Annotated in this window: 16 protein-coding genes and 1 other annotated feature; of the genes, 4 read left to right on the forward strand and 12 right to left on the reverse strand. The window is 33.0% G+C overall.

Annotation, left to right across the window (positions count from 1 at the left end; translation table 11 throughout):
- Nucleotides 1-79 precede the first annotated feature (79 nt).
- The gene (locus LKE46_RS13850) at nt 80-1,198 is read left to right on the forward strand and encodes a glycosyltransferase family 4 protein (protein ID WP_291723497.1); all 1,119 of its coding nucleotides are present in this window, start codon (nt 80-82) and stop codon (nt 1,196-1,198) included.
- Nucleotides 1,199-1,321: 123 nt separating this feature from the next.
- Here LKE46_RS13850 and LKE46_RS13855 read toward each other — a convergent pair whose 3' ends face one another.
- The 4 genes from LKE46_RS13855 to larC form a co-directional block, all read right to left on the reverse strand.
- The gene (locus LKE46_RS13855) at nt 1,322-2,563 is read right to left on the reverse strand and encodes an ABC transporter substrate-binding protein (RefSeq protein ID WP_291723500.1); all 1,242 of its coding nucleotides are present in this window, start codon (nt 2,561-2,563) and stop codon (nt 1,322-1,324) included.
- A 61-nt stretch (nt 2,564-2,624) separates the two neighbouring features.
- Nucleotides 2,625-4,013, reverse strand: a complete 1,389-nt coding sequence (locus tag LKE46_RS13860) for a radical SAM protein (RefSeq protein ID WP_291723503.1) — start codon at nt 4,011-4,013, stop codon at nt 2,625-2,627.
- 349 nt (nt 4,014-4,362) lie between these two features.
- The gene (gene larB / locus LKE46_RS13865; RefSeq protein ID WP_291723506.1) at nt 4,363-5,112 is read right to left on the reverse strand and encodes a nickel pincer cofactor biosynthesis protein LarB; all 750 of its coding nucleotides are present in this window, start codon (nt 5,110-5,112) and stop codon (nt 4,363-4,365) included.
- Between the two features lie 13 nt (nt 5,113-5,125).
- Nucleotides 5,126-6,337, reverse strand: coding sequence for a nickel pincer cofactor biosynthesis protein LarC (gene larC, locus LKE46_RS13870; RefSeq protein WP_291725706.1), 1,212 nt, complete (start codon nt 6,335-6,337; stop codon nt 5,126-5,128).
- A gap of 120 nt (nt 6,338-6,457) precedes the next feature.
- On the opposite strand from larC, the gene LKE46_RS13875 reads away from it, so the two are divergent.
- Entirely contained in the window at nt 6,458-7,069 is a 612-nt protein-coding gene (locus LKE46_RS13875) for a DNA-3-methyladenine glycosylase (RefSeq protein ID WP_291723510.1), read from the forward strand.
- A 24-nt stretch (nt 7,070-7,093) separates the two neighbouring features.
- Nucleotides 7,094-7,336: a GIY-YIG nuclease family protein gene (locus LKE46_RS13880; RefSeq protein ID WP_291723513.1), complete on the forward strand. Its 243-nt coding sequence runs from the start codon at nt 7,094-7,096 to the stop codon at nt 7,334-7,336.
- Nucleotides 7,337-7,381: 45 nt separating this feature from the next.
- Here LKE46_RS13880 and LKE46_RS13885 read toward each other — a convergent pair whose 3' ends face one another.
- From LKE46_RS13885 to LKE46_RS13910, 6 genes are all read right to left on the reverse strand, one after another.
- The gene (locus LKE46_RS13885) at nt 7,382-8,449 is read right to left on the reverse strand and encodes a mannose-1-phosphate guanylyltransferase (protein ID WP_291723516.1); all 1,068 of its coding nucleotides are present in this window, start codon (nt 8,447-8,449) and stop codon (nt 7,382-7,384) included.
- A 113-nt stretch (nt 8,450-8,562) separates the two neighbouring features.
- Nucleotides 8,563-12,654, reverse strand: coding sequence for an AAA domain-containing protein (locus LKE46_RS13890; protein WP_291723519.1), 4,092 nt, complete (start codon nt 12,652-12,654; stop codon nt 8,563-8,565).
- 206 nt (nt 12,655-12,860) lie between these two features.
- The gene (locus LKE46_RS13895) at nt 12,861-13,466 is read right to left on the reverse strand and encodes a DedA family protein (RefSeq protein ID WP_291723522.1); all 606 of its coding nucleotides are present in this window, start codon (nt 13,464-13,466) and stop codon (nt 12,861-12,863) included.
- Nucleotides 13,467-13,529: 63 nt separating this feature from the next.
- Complete coding sequence (locus LKE46_RS13900) at nt 13,530-14,528, reverse strand: LacI family DNA-binding transcriptional regulator (protein ID WP_291723524.1); 999 nt, start codon at nt 14,526-14,528, stop codon at nt 13,530-13,532.
- 190 nt (nt 14,529-14,718) lie between these two features.
- Nucleotides 14,719-17,826 (reverse strand): isoleucine--tRNA ligase, encoded by a 3,108-nt coding sequence (gene ileS / locus LKE46_RS13905; protein ID WP_291723527.1) that lies wholly within the window; start codon nt 17,824-17,826, stop codon nt 14,719-14,721.
- Between the two features lie 56 nt (nt 17,827-17,882).
- Nucleotides 17,883-18,114: a binding site (T-box leader), on the reverse strand.
- A 76-nt stretch (nt 18,115-18,190) separates the two neighbouring features.
- Complete coding sequence (locus LKE46_RS13910) at nt 18,191-19,792, reverse strand: N-acetylmuramoyl-L-alanine amidase (protein WP_291723530.1); 1,602 nt, start codon at nt 19,790-19,792, stop codon at nt 18,191-18,193.
- Nucleotides 19,793-19,942: 150 nt separating this feature from the next.
- Here LKE46_RS13910 and LKE46_RS13915 point away from each other — a divergent pair, with 150 nt between their 5' ends.
- The gene (locus tag LKE46_RS13915) at nt 19,943-20,578 is read left to right on the forward strand and encodes an MBL fold metallo-hydrolase (RefSeq protein ID WP_291723533.1); all 636 of its coding nucleotides are present in this window, start codon (nt 19,943-19,945) and stop codon (nt 20,576-20,578) included.
- Between the two features lie 30 nt (nt 20,579-20,608).
- Here LKE46_RS13915 and LKE46_RS13920 read toward each other — a convergent pair whose 3' ends face one another.
- Complete coding sequence (locus LKE46_RS13920; protein ID WP_291723536.1) at nt 20,609-20,974, reverse strand: ArsR/SmtB family transcription factor; 366 nt, start codon at nt 20,972-20,974, stop codon at nt 20,609-20,611.
- 24 nt (nt 20,975-20,998) lie between these two features.
- On the reverse strand, nt 20,999-21,511 hold the full coding sequence (gene nrdG, locus LKE46_RS13925) for an anaerobic ribonucleoside-triphosphate reductase activating protein (RefSeq protein WP_291723540.1): 513 nt from the start codon (nt 21,509-21,511) through the stop codon (nt 20,999-21,001).
- Nucleotides 21,512-21,523: the final 12 nt, after the last annotated feature.

Below are 21,523 nucleotides of genomic sequence, written 5' to 3' on the forward strand. Positions count from 1 at the left end.
ATAGCAATAATATATACTATAATGCTTTTATATAGGATTTAATTATTGTTTAGTTTGCTTTATTATGGAGGTAGAATTAATGAAAATTGCCATTGATGCAAGGGGAATTAATTGGTATAAAGGCACTGGCATAGGTACCTATACAGACAGAATACTAGCTTACATGATAAAAAAGCATCCCGAGAATTTCTATTATATATATTGGTCTGGAAACAAATATACTAATTTTAATAGAGAAAATACTAAAATAATAATGGCATCTAAAAGACAGCATAGATTTTTTGAACAATACTATTTTCCCAGTAATCTAAAAAAAGAAAATATTGACATATATCATATACCTCAAAATGGTATAGGTATTTCAGAAAATATAGATTGTAAAAAAGTTATAACTGTTCACGATTTGATACCATATATATTGCCCGAAACCGTAGGAAAAGGTTATCTTTCCAAGTTTTTAAAAGAGATGCCCAAGATTATAAATATAGCCGATGCAATTATAACTGTATCGGAATGTTCGAAAAGAGATATATTAAAATTCTTTCCAATAGATAAAAATAAGATATTTGTAACTCCTCTGGCTGCAGATAAAAAATACAGACCAATGGACAAGGAACTCTGCAGGGATAAAATAAAATCAGAATATAATATAGATAAACCCTTCATTCTATACGTAGGCGGTTTCAGTTCCAGAAAAAATGTTTCTTCTTTAATAGAAGCTTTTTGCAGAGTTTATAAAAATTTAGACAGTGACCATGATTTAGTTATTGTCGGATCAAATAAGGATGAGTTGGAAAACTTAAAATCGCTTTGTTCCAATTTAAGTGTATCCAAAAATATAAAATTTACGGGTTTTGTAAGAGAATCCATGATGCCAATATTTTATAATGCTTCAGATCTATTCGTATATCCATCTCTGTATGAAGGTTTTGGACTTCCACCCCTTGAAGCCATGAGCTGTGGAACCCCTGTAATTACTTCAGATATATCTTCTATACCTGAAGTAACCGGAGATAGCGCTATATTAATTGATCCAAATGATATAGAGAGTTTGATGTATTCAATTGAGGCAATTTTAAATGAGGCGTCCATACAAAACGAATTGAGTCTAAAAGGTTTGAAACGTTCAAAATCATACTCGTGGGAAAAAACTTCTGAAGAAACTTTAAAAATATATAATAAAATATTAAATTCATAAAAATAAAATCTTCTAACTAGCTTTCCGCTCCTAGTTAAAAGATTTTATCCTTTTATTTTAAAATTCCCTATGATTAATTCCCTTGAAAATATTATACAATATATCCGTGCTTTTGTAAACGTTTTATGGGGATTTTTCTAAAATTTTTCCTATATAGGAAACTATAGTCTTTGTATCTTTATTTTTTATATTATTCGAATTCAAAATGCTTCCTAATTTGTCTTTTACTTCTGGAAAATATTTAGTATATTCTATATTTGAAGCCCTCTGCTGAGAATTTATGAAATGTGTCCATATTTTGTCATCAAAATATTCAACAGATTTATTTACATCTTTAAAATAATATGACTCTCTATACACAGGTATCCTTCCATATTTATCAAGCAGCTCTAACTGAAGTTTATCATCCATCAATATAAATTTTATAAATGCACTTGCCAACCTGGCATTTTTAGAATTTTTATTTACAATAAAATTCATGCCACCTAATGATACACTTGTATTTCCTCCAGGCTCAAATGCCGGAAGATCCATAACTCCCCACATATTTTTACTTTCCGGCATTGCATTCATCAAGTCTCTTACAGAATATGGGCTTGCAATAAAAGCTAAAATATTTCCACCTACAGCAGCATCTATAACTTCTTTTTCAGACCCAAAATTTATAATTGTATTTTGGGAATATATCTGTTTTTGAATTCCAAGTATTCTAGACCACCTTTCAGATTCAAAATCCAGCTTTCCGCTATCATTAAAATAACTGGTTCCAAGCTGGTTTGCCAACATCAAATTTAAATCATTGGTGCTTAAGTCATTTCCGGTAAAATATTTTCCAGTTTCCTTGCTTAACTTTTTACCTATATTTATATAATCCTGCCACGTTTTGATATCCATGGCATTTATTCCTCTACTTTTAAATATATCCTTTCTATATACTATAAGTCTTGGAATTGATTCCCATGGAACAGCATAGACCTTTCCCTTATAAATGCCATTATAAAGTTTGTTTGATATTATATTATTTCTATAGTCGGATAGTGAACTTGTCAAATCCAGTATGTTCCCCTTATATTTATCTATAATATATTTCACATTCTCATCACTAACACTTATAATATCATAGTTGTTCATAGTACTTTCAAAATTATTATCAGTTCTTATATTTAAGTCAGCATATTTGTGACTCTTCTTAAATTCATCTGCTGCCAATTTAATCTGACTCTCATGAAATCCATCTGTTACAATGGTTATATTCCCTCTATAAAATTCTGTTTTATTATAGGAGTCCTTTTTCTGGCAGGAGGTTATCATGCTTAAACTTAAAATAAGCATAAAAATCAGGCTCATTTTTATATACTTCTTCATAAATATTCTCCTATGTACATTTTAATAAAAAAGTGCTGAAGAAATTATCCTTCAGCACTTTTTAACCTTTCGCCATTTTATAATTTCCCTCTGAATTAAATTCTTCTTTCCATGCTTTCTCTGCATAAGGCTTAAAATCACCTGACAATTTATCAAGCTCTGCCCGAAATTTAGGATCTTCAAGCATCATTCTAGCACCTTCATCCGTAGGTTTTGCCCCGGTCTTTTTGGCAATATCCCTGATCTGCTGCGTATTATCTATCATCATGCATGGTAAAAGTAAATTATGATTATATGGCTGTCTATTTCTCAACTCCTTAAAGAAATCAGATTTAAAAGCATCAACAAGTTTTTTACCACCTTTTAAACTATCTACAGCAAAATGTGCAAATATACATGGTTCCACCTGTTCTTCTGAATTTATATGGCAATAGAACTTTCCAGCTATACAACCTCCTACATAAGGAGCATCATTGAAAAAATCTATAGTAAAATATGGTTTTTCAGTTCTTATCTTTCTTGCTCTCTCACCAAGCTTCAATCTTTGTTCAGGAGTCAACATCAGACTTGTATCCGGTTCTTTTCCAACAGGCATAAATAGAAAATACCAACTCATCTTGGAACCTTTTTCTATCAACATATCTATAAATTCATCAGAAGTTACCGTATCTATATTATGCCTTCCTGTTGCAGATGATACACCGAACAGAACACCCCTCTCCTTCAAAAGATCCATCGCATGCATGACTTTTTTAAATATTCCCTTGCCTCTTCTGGCATCTGTCTCTTCTTCAAATCCCTCAAGAGAAAACATTGGAATTACATTGCCAAGTTTCTGAATTCTATCGGCTACCTCTTCAGTAAATAAAGTTCCGTTGGAGAAAGGAGTAAACATACAGTCATTATATTTTTCATACAAATCAAGCATATATTCATTTATAAAAGGTTCTCCTCCAAGAATTATAAAATAGTAAATTCCGAGATCTCTTGCTTCTCCAACAATTCTATCCAATTCTTCAAAAGGTATGTCATCTTTTTTACTATAACTTGAAGCATAGCATCCAGTGCAGCGTAAATTGCATCTCATGGATGGACTTATAAGTATTGTAAAAGGTGTTTTTATTCCTGTCTGCTTTAAAAATTTTTCTCTCTTTGGTACTCCGTACCACGCTGCATTTGCAAAGAAATTTCTAAAGAACTTATCCATGCAGTTTCTATCAGTATCCCTTACTATACCAGTAACAAGTTCATGAATTGCCGGATTTGTATTATATAATTCCTCTACTCTTAAAACTTTTGCCAGGCTTTCTTCATTTTTGCCTACAGTTTTCTTAACTAGTGCGAATAGTTTACCAAGACTTTTTTCCGGATTTTTACTGTTCAGCAGCTGTATTCCCGCCTTTACAAGTGTATCCTTAGCTGTCTTTTCTAGTACTCCTGTTAACTTCATTTGCCATTCCCTCCCGATAAATATTAATTCATAAGAATAATTCCTACACATTACAAAAATAATTCTGATAATTACAATTTCAATAGCTACCATTTCATTATAACTTTCAAATTTTTAATGTTCAATCAATTGGTATTATAGATATTAGTTGATATTCATAGTCATTTAAAGAGCTGAAGAGTGCTTCTTTAAATTCTAGTACAAACCCTCCAAAATGGGTATATTTAAAATATTTTGCAATTAATGAATATTTCATCATAACATGTGGAAAATGATAACGATATATTTTCTATATCATTATACAGATTATTTAACCTGGTTGGGAAGCTCGTTAAGTTTCAGTAAACTTTTAATGAATCCTATTTATCATGCTTGCCAAATATCCTGCACCAAACCCATTATCTATATTCACTACACTCACTCCACTTGCACAGCTATTAAGCATAGCCAGAAGAGCTGAAAGTCCACCAAAATTAGCACCATAACCCACACTGGTTGGAACAGCAATAATCGGTTTGTCAACCAATCCTCCAATAACACTTGCCAGGGCTCCTTCCATACCTGCTGCAACAATTATTACTTTTGCCCCTCGTATTAAATCCAGCTTATTAAATAATCTATGTATACCGGCAACTCCAACATCATATATTCTTTCAACTTTCTCTCCAAACATTTCTGCAGTTAATGCAGCCTCTTCTGAAACTGGAATATCAGACGTACCTGCAGTTACAACAGCTATATAAGTTTCTGATGGCTCAACATACTTGTTTTTAATGGTAATAATTCTTGATTCCTTATTATATTCTGCTCTGGGACATATTTCCTTTACCGCCTTATACTGTTCTTCACTGGCTCTCGTTCCAAGTATATTATCACCTTTTGTCAACATGAATTGAACTATCCCCTTTACCTGGGAAACAGTTTTACCTGCACAATAAATTACTTCTGGATATCCGACCCTCAGTTCCCTGTTATTGTCAATTTTGGCATAGCCAAGATCTTTAAACGACAGATCCTTGAATTGCTCGGCAGCAGTATCTATATCCAAAGAACCGTCTTTTACATTTGTCAATAAATCTTTTATATATTTTAAGTCCAATTTATCACCCTATTTATCCTATTTTAATTGCTTCAATTTGTATTTCAGATATACTAACATTATTTTCAATTGCAAGTTTTCTACAATCATCATATTCAGGCTTAGATCGTACTTTTCTGCCTTTGTAATAAGAATTTTTCACTGTAACCTCTCCATACTTTGTGATTACCTTCTGTGTTCCCCTTCTGAGCATATCCCTTTCAACCCTGTATTTTCTAACTCCTAAAGTTGTAGTATTCAAAAACACAATGTCCATTATATCCTCTTCACACTGCTCTCTATATAAAACAGTCAACTTTTCTGCCGGCCTCTGTTTTTTCATTATTACCGGTGTCAAATATACATCAAGTGCACCTTTTTCTAACAGCCTATACATTACATATTCATAATTTTCCGGATTCATATCATCTATATTGCACTCCATAACTTTTATATGATCCTTTATGAACTCTGGATTACTGCTGCCGTCAGAAAAATCATTCTCGTTATTTTCTCCTATAAAAACTCTGACCACATTTGGTATGGAATCATTATCCTTTGTGCCTATGCCATATCCTATTTTGTCTATTTTAAAATCCTTAGAGTCTGTAAATTCAGATGCAAAATAGGTTAAAATTGCAGCCCCGGTAGGCGTTGCAGCTTCAAAGGGTACCTGAGCTTTTATTGGTACGCCCTTCAATATTTCAGCAGTAGCAGGTGCCGGTACTGGAAGTGTACCATGTGCACATTTTACAAAACCATATCCAACCTCTAATTGTGAAGACACAACTTTATCTATGTTCAAGTAATCAAAACATATAGCCGCCCCTACAATATCAACAATGGAATCAACTGCTCCGACTTCATGAAAATGGACTTCATTTACAGGTTTATTATGAACTTTTGCTTCTGCTTCAGCTACTTTCTTAAAAATTTCAAGGCTTATTTTTTTTACTTTAGAATTCAATTCACTTGAGTTTATAATATTTTCAATATCTCGCAAATTTCTATGATGGGAATGGTGTTCACCATGAGGATGGGTGTCATGTACTAAAATAACATTCACTTTTGTTCCTGAAATACCATTTTTAGTATCTTTTTTTATATCTATATTATATTCATTAATATTCAATTTTGCAAGTTCTGATACAAAATAATTTCTGTCCACCCCAATATCAATCATAGCACCTAAATTCATATCTCCACTTATTCCTGAAAAACAATCATAATAAAGTATTTTCATAATATTACCCCTTTTCCGGTTGTAAACCTTTAATAAAATATTTATTATTAACTATTTTAACATAAATATTTGACACTATCTAATAGTTTTATATAATTAATTATTATAAAGGATGTGAATATCATGAGAAAACTTGAAAGGTCCTTTTATAGCAGGGACACTATAGATGTCGCAAAAGACCTTCTTGGAAACATATTAGTCCATAATATAGACGGTAACCTGATTTCCGGAAAAATAGTTGAAGTTGAGGCCTATAAAGGTATTAAAGACAAGGCTGCCCATTCCTATGGAGGCAGACGTACAAAAAGAACGGAAGTAATGTATGGAATGCCCGGAACTTGCTATATATTCATGATATATGGAATGTACAACTGCTTCAATATCGTAACTGAAAAGGAAGAAATACCGACTGCAGTTCTTGTAAGAGCGCTGGAACCTTTAAGCAGCCTAGACGTTATTTCTCACAACCGATTTAAAAAAAACTACAATCAGCTTTCAAAATACGAAATAAGAAATTTGACAAATGGCCCTGGAAAACTCTGCAGTGCTCTTTCTATAGATAGGAGTCAAAATAAAGAGGACCTGTGTAAAAACAACCTTTATATACTGGACAGCGGTGAAAAAAAATTTGAAATACAGGTCTCCAAAAGAATAGGGGTAGACTACGCAGAAGAAGCTGCTGACTATCCATGGAGATTTTATATAAAGAACAATATGTATGTGTCAAAAAAATAATTCTTAAAGAAAGTAGCTGGATTAATGAATTATATTTATATATTAAAGTGTTCCGATGGAACACTTTATACTGGATATACCAACAATATAAAAAGAAGAATAGAAGCTCACAACAGTGGGAAGGGGGCAAAATACACACGTGGAAGGCGTCCTGTAAAACTTGTTTACTTCGAGCAGTATACTACAAAACAAGATGCCTTGAGACGCGAGTATGAAATAAAGCATCTTTCCAGAACTGAAAAAATAAGATTGCTTCAATCACAATAGACCATATAGGTTATTATTAACTACATGGTCTAATTCTTCACTGTTTTATAAATATTTTTTTAAATTTGTTTCATTTTTTAAAATATCCACCAGATACTTGACTTCTTGATCCTTGCTTTTATCCATAACCAGCAGTACATCACCAGAATCTATAATTATAAGATCCTTGACTCCAAAAGCTATTATAAACCTTCCATCTCCAAAAATAGTACAGTTTTCACTGGCTTCCAAAAATGTATCGCCCTTTATTCTATTACCCTTATAGTTATTCAAAAACCTTGCTATAGCAGTAAATGTACCCATATCGTCCCATAGAAACTCGCACTTGATTACATAAGCTTTTCTAGTCTTCTGCATTATACCAAAATCTACAGAAATACCATCAATTATATCATATTGTTTTTTTATAACTTTCTCTTCTTCTTTTGTATCCAGTTTTTCATAAATGGCAATCATACTCTTATACATTTTAGGAAGATATTTTTGCATTTCCCGCAAGAATACATCTGCCCTCCATACAAACATTCCACTGTTCCAAAGGTAGCTGCCTTTCATTATAAGATCTTTTGCAACCTCCAGATTTGGTTTTTCCAAAAACCGCTCCACCTTAAAGCTGGTTATGGTAGCATTTATTCTCTGTCCCATTTCTATATAACCATAGCCTGTCTCAGGTCTGGTAGGTTTAACTCCTATAGTTACAAGTCCTCTCTTTTTTTCTGCAATTTCTATCGCCTGGTTAATAGTTTCCAAAAATAATTTCTGATCTCCTATATAATGATCAGAAGGAAGAATTATCATAGACGCACTTGCATCTTTCTTCAGAAGTTTTACTGCTGAAAATCCAATACATGTAGCTGTCTCCTTGTTTTTAGGTTCTGCAAATATGTTGTCCCTACTTATATCAGGCAGTTCTTCTTGTACTTTAGCTATATATTCTTCATTTGTAATAATATATATATTCTTCTTGTTAACCAAAGGAATAATTCTATCTACAGTACTCCTCAAAAAACTTTTATTATTTACGACTCTTAAAAACTGTTTTGGATTTTTAGCTCGTGACAGAGGATAGAGCCTGGTACCCTTTCCCCCTGCCAGAATTAATGCATATAACAAGTAATTTCCTCCTAATTATTGATGACATATCTTTCTACGAATAGTCCTTATACCCATTATAGTATATGTTTGTCCACGGATAATTGTCAACCTATTAGGGAAATTTAAACTAATCATACAACTTTAAGATTATTCAATTCGTTATCCTCATTGTTTTCATTTTCAATGGCATTTGCTTTTATGCCAAGATTTTTCAACTTGTTAAATAGCCTATTCATTACGAACTCCGGGTGTAGATAAAATTCACTGCCTCTTATTTTCAAAAAAGTCCACCCGACCCTTTCAAGATCCAGCTGCCTTTCAACATTTTCCTTGAAACTGTACTTTTCTTTTAAATCATCCCCTTCGCATATAATAGCAATTTTACTTCTTTCACTCTCTATCATGAAATCTATATTGTATCTTCCAATTTTTACTTGTGGGATTATCTTATATCCTCTATCTTTGATGAGATTATATACATCTTGTTGAAAGTTGGACTGAAATACCTGTCCAATGTCTTTTTTACCTATGCTCAATTTGCTATAGTTCATACTATAATTTAGTAAAGAGTATCTCACACACTCTTTGCTCAAATCCTCCAAATCTACAGAGTGGAAAAGCCACATTTGATTTCTTGCCCTGCTGGATGCTACATTGAATCTTCTTATATCTGCATCTCTAGAAAGGGGAGCAAATTTTACATCCTTTGAAATTACCATTGATAAGAACATTATATCTCTTTCATCTCCCTGAAATGAATAGGCATCTCCACATACAATTCTTCTCTTTATCATCTCCTCGACTCCTAATTTTTTTCTGAGAATATTTTCTATTAAAGTCCCCTGTGCTTCTCCTAAAAGCGATATTACACCCATGCTCATTCCTTCATATTTTTTATCCCTGCAGCAATCTACAACTTTATTTGCCACCGCCTCCGCTTCTATATTATTTATGGGTTTCGATACATCTCTTCTGCCATTTACCTTAACAGCTTTTACAGGTGGATAAAACGTCTCTTTCAATGTAGGATATCTAAGAGGTTTTATATCTCCTGAATATACCAGATCATTACTGAATCCTATTATTTCAGGTACACACCTGAAATGTTCCCTAAGCATCAATCTATTTGGAAATATTCTAAGTGCAGTATCATACAAGCTTGTTTGAAGATCAAACCACTGGCTGTCAGGTATATCCTTTAGATACTTATTTATTAACTTTGAAACAATATTTTGATCCACTCCTATTATTTCTGGACTTATTTGTTTATCATCACCAACTATGACAGCTCTCTTTGCCCTCATAAGAGCACACAGTGAAAATATGTCACTCTGACTGCTTTCATCAAATATAATAACGTCAAACAGATTTTCAGATAACTTTATGTTTTCAACGACTCTATTTAAAGGCATAATCCACACCGGAATAGCTTCTTTGCACTTTTCCATTTCATTTTGTGCAATTTTCCTGTACCTGGCAACCATCTTCCCCCTTCCCTTGCCAATTCTCTTTATGGCCTGCATCCATGAAAACAGGCTTCTTTTCTGCAGATCCGTTGTATGAAGTATCTGATTATACCATGTACTTTTAGCCACCAGATCTTTTATTATAAGCTTTTCTTTTATTTTTTCCCGTTCCAGATCTTCTTCAATTTTTTCAGGATTCAATCTATTGAGTTTTTGCAGCAGACTGTTCCATTGAGACCATCTCCACGCTCTACTGAAATCAGGATACATATATTTTGATTTATCCCAGTTTTCTAATATATTTTTTGCTGTATTAGGGCACACCCTTTCCAGCTTATCCAGTACGTGGTTTATTTTTAATATTTTATTTTGAATTGTCTTTATATTTTTCAATTCGTTTATAATGTCATTCACACTTTCTACGGATATGTTTTCCAATTCATATTGTCTTCCTACATCCCCCTTTACAACTGTCATAAATTTTCTTAGATTATTCAAATATGCTTTTACCTTATTATATTCATTTATATTCTTTAAGCTTTCAACACAATCAGTTAAGCAGCAATAGGTTTCTATATTGTACCAGTCTATAGGTTTTGGAAGTGCTATTTTGCCTAGCTTATCCAAAATATTTGACTTATAGTCTGATTCCCAGTTTACAATGAGTTTCAACTTTTTTAAGTTCTCCTCTATTTCAAATATATTAATTCCACCAGTATCAGTATCTTTCGTTCTATAGTCTTCAATCGTATTATTCCACATGGTTATTAATTCTCTCAAAATAGATTTTTTCTGAAGAAACAGCTTTACAACAATAGCTTGATCCATATTAGAGATTGGTCTTCCATCTACACTGCATTTAAGAATTATATAATTGCATTCAGAATGCATTATTCTAAATAACCTTCCTATCTTTTTCTTGTCTTCTAAAGCTTTGTATATTATATTAAAATGCTGCGCAAACTTGTCCATATTTCCTTCTGGCAGTCGGATTTCATGACTTCTAAGTTCATTGGATATTTTTGAAATCATCATCATGGAATTATAGGATTTATAATACAAATCCTTAAATGTCTGCTTTATGACTTCATTCTTATTATAATTTTTGAATATATTTTCCCACATTGTTCCCTTAAGCTGAATTATATTGTCTCTGCAATCTGCAATGGACTTTAAAAGTTCTTCATAATTACATCTGTCATTGTTAGGTATATGCCAGTTCTTTATGTTCTTCATATCCTTCTCGTAACGTGATTTTAATTTTCTATATTTTTCTATACTAGAATGGATTTCCTGTTCCCCTGGCAATTTTTCTATTATACTTTTTATACTGTCAAATTTATGTTTTTCTTCCTTACTAACTTCATCCAACAGATCTTTTAACGTATCAAACTCTTCAATCGAAATCGGCATATCATTTTTTATATTTATCGTATCCTGTATCCATGAATATTTATCTGAATTCTTCTTTACCCATTTTGCCATATCCAGCAAACTATATTTTTGTCCTGAATAATTTATTGTTTGACCTTCTATGTCCTGAACCTGTTTTAACTTCATATAAAGTGATTTTTGATTATCTGCACAAGAATTTAATTGATGGTTCAGTATCTCTATATCCTTGTACACATTCTTAGGATCTAAAGACAAATTGTTTGTTATTTTTCGCACGGTTTCATTTAATTCCTTAAAAGATTCGGAATCATTCCCAAGCAGGCTTATGCAAAGAGGTTTTATCTCCGGTGGCATCTTCTGGGTGAGTACCCTCAATGCCCTGTCGGTCTGGCTTGTAACCAGTATCCTTTTACCATATGCAAGCAAATGACATATTAAATTAACTATAGTGTGGCTCTTTCCCGTTCCTGGAGGCCCCTGCATTACTACTCCATAATTCTGAGATATTCTCTTTATTATCTCTTTTTGTTCCGAATTTGCCGGTAATGGAAATAACACCTTTTTAGATATTTTTTCCCAGTCGTCTATATCCTCAACTTTATTTTTTTCATCTGCAACATTTTCTCCAACCAGGGCCTTGACCGTCTCAGGTATGAAGCATCCATTTCTTACCTTTTTAAGTATATCATTAATCTCCGACTGCCATAATTTCATATTGTTTGTTCGTACAAATACAACAAAAGTATTATATAATACGGGGAATTCACAGAATTTAATTTTATCTTTGGAAAAATACCCATCTTGAATTTTGCCCGCATTGCCAACTCCAGAAATTATATCGGAAAAGGCTTCATTTATTTCCTCTTTGATTCTAGGATCTACATTCATATTATTGATCTTATCTTCCAACTTGAATATATTTTCCAAATCGGTCTGATCCAAATCCTCAAATATAGTTGACTGAAATTTGGTCTTGCCTGAAGGGACCAAACTAAAGGCTCTTTTCAAGGCATTAAATTCTATTTTCATTCTTGTTTCAAGTACTGGATGAATAATTTTCCCGCTATTTAATCCCCATGACAGAAGGCCATGTCCACATATTATTTCAAAATCTTCTCCACGTTTTTCATTTTGCTGATATAGTTTGAAAAAATCATCATATAATTTACCACAATTTTTATTTACTTCTATCCATAAATCATTAGTGGGATTTTTATTTATAATACATCCTTGTAAATTCAAGAATTCCTCTTCCCAATATAATTTATCATAATCATACACACTCTTTATAGTTTTTTCATTTATATTTTTCAAGCTTAATAAATACAAAAAAATTTTTTCTATCTTCTCTCTATAATCCATATTTTCCTCCTATTCATAAAGTGAATTTGTTCAATCTAATTAATATACTCCCTTTTATGTTAAATTATACCATTAATATGTGAATCGTACAAAAAAATCGTTATACAAATTTCAGACTAAATTTACAAGAAACATTAAAAAAGATGATCCTACTACAAAATAAATTTTGCAATACAATCATCTTTTATTTAATCTCATATATGTGTTTATGTTCTTTTTATCCCAAACTTCATAAGCAGCTTATACCCTACCAGCAAAATTATTATAATAATCAATGCTATATCTGCAATATGAAACCATTCACGTATCAGCGACCAATTTTCACCCATTTTATATCCTGCAAATGCCAGAATAATACTCCATATAGTCGACCCCATAAGTGTATATAGTGTAAATTTTTTAAAGTTCATTTTGCTAATTCCTGCCGGAAGCGAAATAAAAGTTCTTACTATAGGCAATAATCTTGAAAAAAATACTATACTATCTCCATATTTATTAAAATAATGATCACTCTTTTTTATATGTGCTTTAGAAAGTCTGAGTTTATCGGCATACTTTTCCACCAGAGGTCTTCCTCCAGCTTTACCTATATAATAGGCTATACACGATCCAAAGGTTCCCCCCAATGTCCCGAATACTATAACTGCAGGCAAACTCAGACGTTCAGAAAAACTCAGATATCCTCCAAAAGGTAATATAGCTTCACTAGGTATAGGTATACATGCACTTTCCAATGCCATGGCAATAAAAATTCCTATGTATCCTGTTTTATCCAATGCAATAACAACCAAATCTATCAATGTTTCTACCATAAATCTTTCCTTCCCAATAGTTCCCCTTTTTATTACATTTGGCAAATAAATATTATAACAAACTTATTTCTTACAGGAATCCCTTTCTATTATAGAATATCCTAATACATATTTTCTGACGCTGACATCTTTCTTATTTATTATCTTTATAAGCATTCTCATACCTACCGATCCCATATCATACATAGGTTGTGCTACCGTAGTTATCTTGGGATAGAATATTTCGGAAGAATATATATTTCCAAATCCCATTACGTCTACATCATCTGGAACCTTTATATTTCTATCCCTAAGTGCATTTATGGCTCCCATGGCAACCTCATCGCTGCAGCAGAAAACAGAATCTATACTTTCATTGTCCAATATCTTATTTATACCGTCATATCCATCCTTGGCTTTTAATGAACCAAAGCAGGTAATATTATCATTGACTTCTAGATTGTTGTCTTCAAGCGCCTGCTTATATCCAACATATCTTATAGCATTTGCATTTGCTTCATCCTTATGGGCACCTATATATGCCACCTTTTTGTTTCCTTTTTTGATCAAATAACTCACTCCATCATAAGCTGCCTTCTGATTGTCAATAGTAACACTTGGTATATCCTCTTCATCATTTGCAGTTTCTATCAATACCATTGGAAGCTGGAGCTGCTTTATAAGTTCCAAAATAGCCGGTTCCAAAGAAGCACTCATATATAAAATACCATCTACCATCTTTTCTTTCATGACTCTCAAGTATTCTATTTCCTTTTCAAAGTCAAGATCGGTATTACACAGCATTATGTTATAATCATATATATTAGCTACATCTTCTGCTCCTCTTACAATTTCAGGATAGAACTGGTTTGATATGTCTGGTATTATAATACCTATTGTCTTCGTCCTCTGAGTTTTCAAACTTCTTGCTATTATATTAGGTCTATATCCCAATTTAGCTATAGCTTCGAGTACCTTTTTTTTAGTATCTTCATTTACAACGTCTACATCATTTAACACTCTGGAAACTGTAGCTATAGAAACCCCTGCTTCTCTAGCTACATCTTTAATTGATGCTGCCATTTTCCTCACCTACCGATTCGATTTCTTTTTATAATTATACTTATAAAAGCAAACTATTACAAGTTAGTTTGTACTTTTATTAACTTAATAATAACCTTTATAACAGAAATATATACCCATATATGAAACAAATTACAACTATAATAAATTATATCATAATTGTAATTTGCTTTAACCATGAATATAAAATCTAATTATGAACTACTTCCACTGCAATTTTAAAGTCTTCTCCATTTATTTTATAATTATTGTATTCTCTCTCTTCATCATATACCACTTTCAAAGACAATGTTTCTTTCTTTATCTGATCCTCAAACTTTCTAACTATATCCTCAAGATAGTTGTTCCCGGAAACATACAATTTTATATTGTCGGCTACTTCAAAACCACTTTCCTTTCTCAGATTCTGAATTTTGCTCAACATCTCCCTTAGATTTCCTTCCTCTTTAAGTTCTTCTGTTATTGTAGTTTCAAGAACTATTCCTACCGTGCCTTCTCCTGCAAATGCAAAGCCTTCCAGTCCCTGCATTGTGACAAGTACATTTTCGGAATTCAAGTTTATTTTTTGTCCCTGAATCTCAATATCAACCGAATTTCCACTCTTTATGTTTTGGGCAAGTTCCATCTGATCCATAGAAGATATTCTTTTTCTTATACCGGGAATAAGTTTGCCGTACTTTTTCCCAAACACAGGCAGATTTGGCTTAATGTCAAAATTAACATACTTGGATAGATCTGCACCAAATCTTATATTTTTGATATTGAGTTCTTCCTTAATTATATTTCCATAGTATTCCGGAAGTGTTTCCAAACTTACCAGCATTTCTAAAAGCGGCTGTCTGTTCTTTATATTTGCAGTATTTCTAGCACTTCTTCCAAGCTTAACTATATTATAAGCTTCTGCCATATCTTTTTCCAGTTTATGATCTATTATGTTCTCATCATACTGAGGCCATTTGCATAAATGCACACTCTCAGCAGAATTCTTATCCAAACTTGCTGATAAATTTTGATAAATTTCTTCTGCTACAAATGGAACAAATGGCGCTATAATTTTGGTAATCACAGTGAGCACATTATACAAAGTAACATATGCTCCTATTTTATCCTCTGTCAGTTCAGAGCTCCAGAATCTGGATCTATTTATTCTCACATACCAGTTTGAAAGACTGTCTACGAATTCTCCTATATTTACTGCTGCCTGGGTAACTTCATAATGGTCCAAATGATGCTCTGTCTGCTTTATGAGAGAGTTCAGCCTTGATATTATCCATTTATCCATTATATTTTCAGATACAAAACCCTTGTAGTCAAGCGGATTAAATTCATCCAGTTCAGCATACAGTACATAAAATGAATACACATTCCAAAGTGTCCCTAGAAATTTTCTCTGACTGTCCTGTACTGCTTCTTCATAAAATCTCGAAGGAAGCCATGGAGCACTGGAAGTATAAAAATACCATCTTGTGGCATCCGCACCCTCATTATTCAGAACTACAGTTGGGCTTAATACATTGCCTTTGTGTTTTGACATTTTAAGTCCATGCTTATCAAGCACATGACCTAATACCATACAATTCTGGAATGGACTCCTGTCAAACAGAACTGTAGATATTGCCATAAGAGTATAGAACCATCCTCTTGTCTGATCTACCGCCTCAGTTATATACTGTGCCGGGAAATTCTTCTCAAATAGTTCCTTGTTTTCAAAAGGATAGTGATGTTGTGCAAAGGGCATGGAACCGGAATCAAACCAACAATCTATAACTTCACTTACTCTTTTCATCTCTTTGCCGCAGTGAGGACATTTCAATTTCACCTCATCTATATATGGTTTGTGCAGTTCTATATTTTCTGGAACATTAATCCCTTTTTCCTTGAGTTCTTCTATACTTCCAATACATTCTTTGTGTCCACATTCACATTCCCATATTGGAAGTGGTGTTCCCCAATATCTCTCCCTGCTCAAGTTCCAATCTATAACACCTTCAACAAACTTACCGAATCTTCCAGTTCTTATATTGTCTGGATACCAATTGGTGTTGTTTGTATTTTTCACTAGTTCATCCCGCATGGAAGACATCTTTATAAACCAGGTCCTTCTTGGATAATATAAAAGCGGAGTATCACATCTCCAGCAAAACGGATATGAATGAGTAAATTTTTCAGATTTATAAAGAATGTTATTTTCTTTTAGATATTCTATTATTTTAGGGTCTGCATCTTTGACAAATAAGCCCTTCCATGGAGTAACTTCATCCTTGTACTTTCCCTGTGTATCTACAGAGTTCACAACAGGTATATTATATTTTTTACATACATTGCTGTCGTCTTCACCAAAGGCTGGAGCTGTATGCACTATACCTGTTCCATCTGTAAGTGTTACATAATCTCCGTGTACTACATAATGAGCTTTGCCCTCAAATTTGGCGAATCTGAACATAGGTTCATACTCCAGGTCCAAAAGTTCTTCACCCTTGAATTTTTTTACTATTTCATACTCATCCTCGAGTTTGCCAAGAAGAGCTTCTGCAAGTATCAGGTGTTCACCTTTGTTTACCACTTCTGCATAATCATAGCTCTTGTTTACTGCAAGGGCCATATTGTTAGGAAGTGTCCATGGTGTAGTAGTCCATGCAAGCATATATTTATCAAAATTTTTGAGTTTAAATTTAACATATACCGATGTTTCCTTTACATCCTTATAACCCTGAGAAACCTCGTGGGATGAAAGCGCCGTTCCACATCTGGGACAGTATGGAACTACCTTATATCCTTTATACAATAAACCTTTATCCCAAATTTTTTTTAATGCCCACCACTCTGATTCTATATAATCATTATGGTAAGTTACGTAAGGATTATCCATGTCTACCCAAAAACCTATTCTGTCAGACATTTCCTTCCATTCACTTATATAAGTAAATACACTGTCCTTGCATTTTTTTATGAATTTTTCAACACCATACTCTTCAATTTGGGGTTTCCCGGATATGCCGAGTTTCTTTTCCACTTCAAGTTCAACCGGGAGTCCATGAGTATCCCATCCGGCCTTTCTCAGCACATTGTAGCCCTTCATAATCTTGTATCTTATTATAAAGTCCTTCATGACTCTTGTTAAAACGTGTCCTATATGTGGATCACCATTTGCAGTCGGGGGACCATCATAAAAAGTAAAATACTCTCCGTCCCTGTTCAGTTCAAAGTTCTTTTCAACAATTTTATTTTTTTTCCAAAAATCCACAACGTCTTTTTCCCTGTCAATAAAATTCTTGGAATTATCAATCTTTTTATACATAGTTTAGCTCCTCTCTACATATATAACTACTATCAAAATAAAAAACTTCATCCCCAAAATAGGACGAAGTTGAATCCGCTGTACCACCTATGACTTAAATCTCTAAAACATAAATACAATAAGTTTCCTTAACGCGGAAATACGAAAAAACTTATTAAGCTCAGTACCAGCCGTTCAGATTTTTAACTCCCAGGTGATATTCCCCAAGTTTTCCTGCAAATTTACACCATTACATTTGCTCTCTTTTAGTGATAAAACTAAAGTACTCCTCCTGGTCAAAGTCTTTAACATACTATGAAATGTGTATAATTCTTTACTATTATATTATACACTTTTTTTATTGTCAAATTTTTTAGCAAAATTTTTACAACATCCCCAATGCTTTTAGTATACCATTGGCTAAGCCCTGTGCTGCCTTCTGTCTTCCTGCATCAGTTCCAAGAATCGATGCGTCCTTGGAATTTGTCAAAAATCCCAGCTCTGTAAGTACAGTAGTCATAGTTGTATTTTTTGTTACATACAACCAGCTGCCATCCTTTAATCCCCTATTGTAAGTCCCAAGCGCACTTACAAGGCTGCTCTGAATAAGTGATGCCAATCTCTGTCCTTCGCTGTTTCCTGTATAATAGAGAGTTTCAGTACCTTCTGCAGCATTGCTGCTAAAAGCATTTGTATGAATGGATACCATATATTTAGCTCCTGAATTATTGGCAGTATCACACCTTCTCTGAAGACTTTGAGTAACAGTAAGTGAGCTTGTTTTTCTTTCATCCTTTGTTCTCGTATAAATTACATTCACTCCGTTTTTCTCTAATATTTCACCGGTTTTCAATGCTACACTCAATGTAACGTCATCCTCCTGGTATCCATTTCCACTGGAGCCTACATCATCACCTATTCCATGACCTGGATCCAGCACTATTACCGGCCTATTTGAGTCTGAAGGTTTATTTGGTGCCTGCGGTTTGTCTTGATTATCAGCAGGATTTTGACCTATCATATTTAAAGATTGTAATATACCATTTGCAATAGCCGCAGCACTCTTGTCCTGAAAATCAGAAGCAGCCATCAAATCGCTTTCCGATTGATTTGTTATAAAGCCCAAATATACCATAACCGACGGTATTTTCGACTTGTTCAACAATTCTTGACTTGCCTGACCTTCTTTTATGCCTCTATCTGCAGATCCTGTAGAATCTACAAGTTGTTTCTGAATACTTTGAGCTATATCTTTAGATTGAGAAACAGATGTTGAGTAATACGTTTCTATTCCCTTTACATCCTTATTGCCTGAATATGCATTTGTATGTATACTTATAAGCTCATTGGAATCGGCCTTATTTGCAATATCTACACGGGATTGTACATCCTTTTGCTCATCACCAGTTCGTGTATAAACTACATTCACTCCATTTTTTTTAAGTATCTCTCCTGTTTTTAGAGCAACTGACAGGTTTATGTCCTTTTCCTTTACTCCTGAATCAGATATTCCCCCACTGTCATCTCCTCCATGGGATGCATCAATTGTAACAGTATATTTACCATTTGAATTATTTCCATTGGATGAATCCTGTTTTTTTGTATAGAATTTTACATTAACATCTTTCTTAAGTACATCTCCAGCCATAGTTTTGATACCACTTTTAATAGTTACATCGTATGCTTGTCCATATTGATAATTTCCAACTGGTACAATATCTACAATACATCCATTATCTTCAACAGTCAGATTAGTTTGAACAACATTACCACTTGAATCTTTAACCACTATGGTTGAACTATCTACACTGCTTTCATCCAATTCCTTATTAAAGGTTATCTTCCATACTTTACTAATTTCTACATTGTTTCCTATAGTTGCTCCATCAAAATTACCTGCAGCATACACACCGGATTTAAAAGATATAAGGAAAAGAAATATGAATGTCAAAATTACAAAAATATTATAGAAATTACTTTTTTTCAAATAATCACCTCTTTTACACCAGAATTATTTTATACAACTTTATTATAGTATAAAATCTGCTAAAATTACACTACAACCCATCATTTTTCCTAACTGTAGATTAAAAAATATGTTATAATACTTGTAAAATTATAGTAGGAGGTAGTCTCTATGAAAATAACATATCTTGCCCATTCCAGCTTTATACTTGAAAATTCAAATGGTAAAAAAGTATTGACAGATCCTTATGATAATACCGTAGGCTATAAAGTATTTAAAGGAAATGTTGATATTGTAACAATAAGCCATCATCATTTTGATCATGACTATGTTGAAAATTTAAATTGTGAAAATATTATAGATAAAACAGGTCATTTCAATTTTGAAGAAATTTCCATAACAGGTATACCATCTTATCATGATAAAGTAAAAGGTGCTAAAAGAGGTAAAAATATAATTTTCATAATAGAGATGGATAATTATAGACTCTGCCATCTTGGCGACCTGGGATACATACTGTCAGAAGATGAAATTTCAGCACTTGGAAATATAGATGTGCTCTTTGTTCCTGTAGGTGGCAATTTTACTATAGACGGTAAAGAAGCTGCAAAAGTGTCCTCTCTAATAAACCCGCATATAGTAATACCTATGCATTATAAAACACCTCTCTTGTCTTTTGAACTGGACGGACTTGAAACCTTTTTGAAATATGCCAAAAATATTGAAAATATAGGATGTAATTTTTTAGATTTGAATGAAAAACCAACCTGTTCAAATAAGGTTCAGATATTAGAGTACACAAAATGAAACTATCTGTGTAAATTTACACAGATAGTTTCAGCTATGCTCTACATGTTCCAGTCCTGCATTGAACAATTGATTTATATGTTGATCGTCCAAAGAGTAATACACAAGTTTCCCTTCTTTTCTAAACTTTACAAGATGTGCTGACTTTAATATACTTAGTTGGTGTGATATAGCAGATTGACTCATATTAAGTACAGCTACAATATCACACACACATAATTCCTTTTTAAACAAAGCATATATTATCTTTATCCTAGTATTATCTCCTAAAACTTTAAATAGAGAAGATAACTTTAAAAAAATCTCTTCGGGAAGCATACTATTCTTAACAACATCTATGCATTCCTCATGAATTTCATTACAAGAACAGACTTCTATTTCTGAATTACTTTCCATAATATCACTTCCTCACATGAAGTATTAAAATTCCATTAATATTATGTTTTTTGATTTGAAACTTGCTTGCACGTCTATAATTCTCTGATTACTGGAACCTCTAAACCTAAGTGAGGTATCCATTTTATCCTTCTCAAACTTTCCATCTACAAGTACATCTATATTTTTAAGAAGATTTATACTACCGGATTCTCTCTTCATATTATCTAGTATATACTCAAATTTATATCCTGTATAGCACCATATGTTCAATTTAAGTTTTTTAATTTTCTCCGCCATGTATCCAAAAGCCTCTGCCTGATAAAATGGATCCCCTCCTGAAAAGGTAACCCCTTTTATCAAAGGATTCTCAGAAACATCATGAACTAAATCATCTATATTTTTTAATTGACCACTTTTAAAATCATGCGTGGATGGATTAAAACAGCCTTTACAGTTATGGGCACATCCCTGAGCAAAAAATACTCTTCTAAGTCCGGGCCCGTTTGCCAGACTCTCATAGGCAATTCCTGCCAATCTCACAAATTTATCTTTCATAATATTTCTCCC

The organism is Clostridium sp. (assembly GCF_022482905.1).
Taxonomy (GTDB): domain Bacteria; phylum Bacillota; class Clostridia; order Clostridiales; family Clostridiaceae; genus Clostridium_B.

What these genes read in the sequence shown, in the direction of transcription:
- LKE46_RS13900 (WP_291723524.1), bottom strand. Translation starts at nt 14,528, where the DNA reads ATGGCAGCATCAATTAAAGATGTAGCTAGAGAAGCAGGGGTTTCTATA.
- LKE46_RS13920 (WP_291723536.1), bottom strand. Translation starts at nt 20,974, where the DNA reads ATGGAAAGTAATTCAGAAATAGAAGTCTGTTCTTGTAATGAAATTCAT.
- LKE46_RS13860 (WP_291723503.1), bottom strand. Translation starts at nt 4,013, where the DNA reads ATGAAGTTAACAGGAGTACTAGAAAAGACAGCTAAGGATACACTTGTA.
- LKE46_RS13895 (WP_291723522.1), bottom strand. Translation starts at nt 13,466, where the DNA reads ATGGTAGAAACATTGATAGATTTGGTTGTTATTGCATTGGATAAAACA.
- nrdG (WP_291723540.1), bottom strand. Translation starts at nt 21,511, where the DNA reads ATGAAAGATAAATTTGTGAGATTGGCAGGAATTGCCTATGAGAGTCTG.
- LKE46_RS13875 (WP_291723510.1), top strand. Translation starts at nt 6,458, where the DNA reads ATGAGAAAACTTGAAAGGTCCTTTTATAGCAGGGACACTATAGATGTC.
- LKE46_RS13855 (WP_291723500.1), bottom strand. Translation starts at nt 2,563, where the DNA reads ATGAAGAAGTATATAAAAATGAGCCTGATTTTTATGCTTATTTTAAGT.
- LKE46_RS13915 (WP_291723533.1), top strand. Translation starts at nt 19,943, where the DNA reads ATGAAAATAACATATCTTGCCCATTCCAGCTTTATACTTGAAAATTCA.
- LKE46_RS13850 (WP_291723497.1), top strand. Translation starts at nt 80, where the DNA reads ATGAAAATTGCCATTGATGCAAGGGGAATTAATTGGTATAAAGGCACT.
- ileS (WP_291723527.1), bottom strand. Translation starts at nt 17,826, where the DNA reads ATGTATAAAAAGATTGATAATTCCAAGAATTTTATTGACAGGGAAAAA.
- LKE46_RS13880 (WP_291723513.1), top strand. Translation starts at nt 7,094, where the DNA reads ATGAATTATATTTATATATTAAAGTGTTCCGATGGAACACTTTATACT.
- LKE46_RS13890 (WP_291723519.1), bottom strand. Translation starts at nt 12,654, where the DNA reads ATGGATTATAGAGAGAAGATAGAAAAAATTTTTTTGTATTTATTAAGC.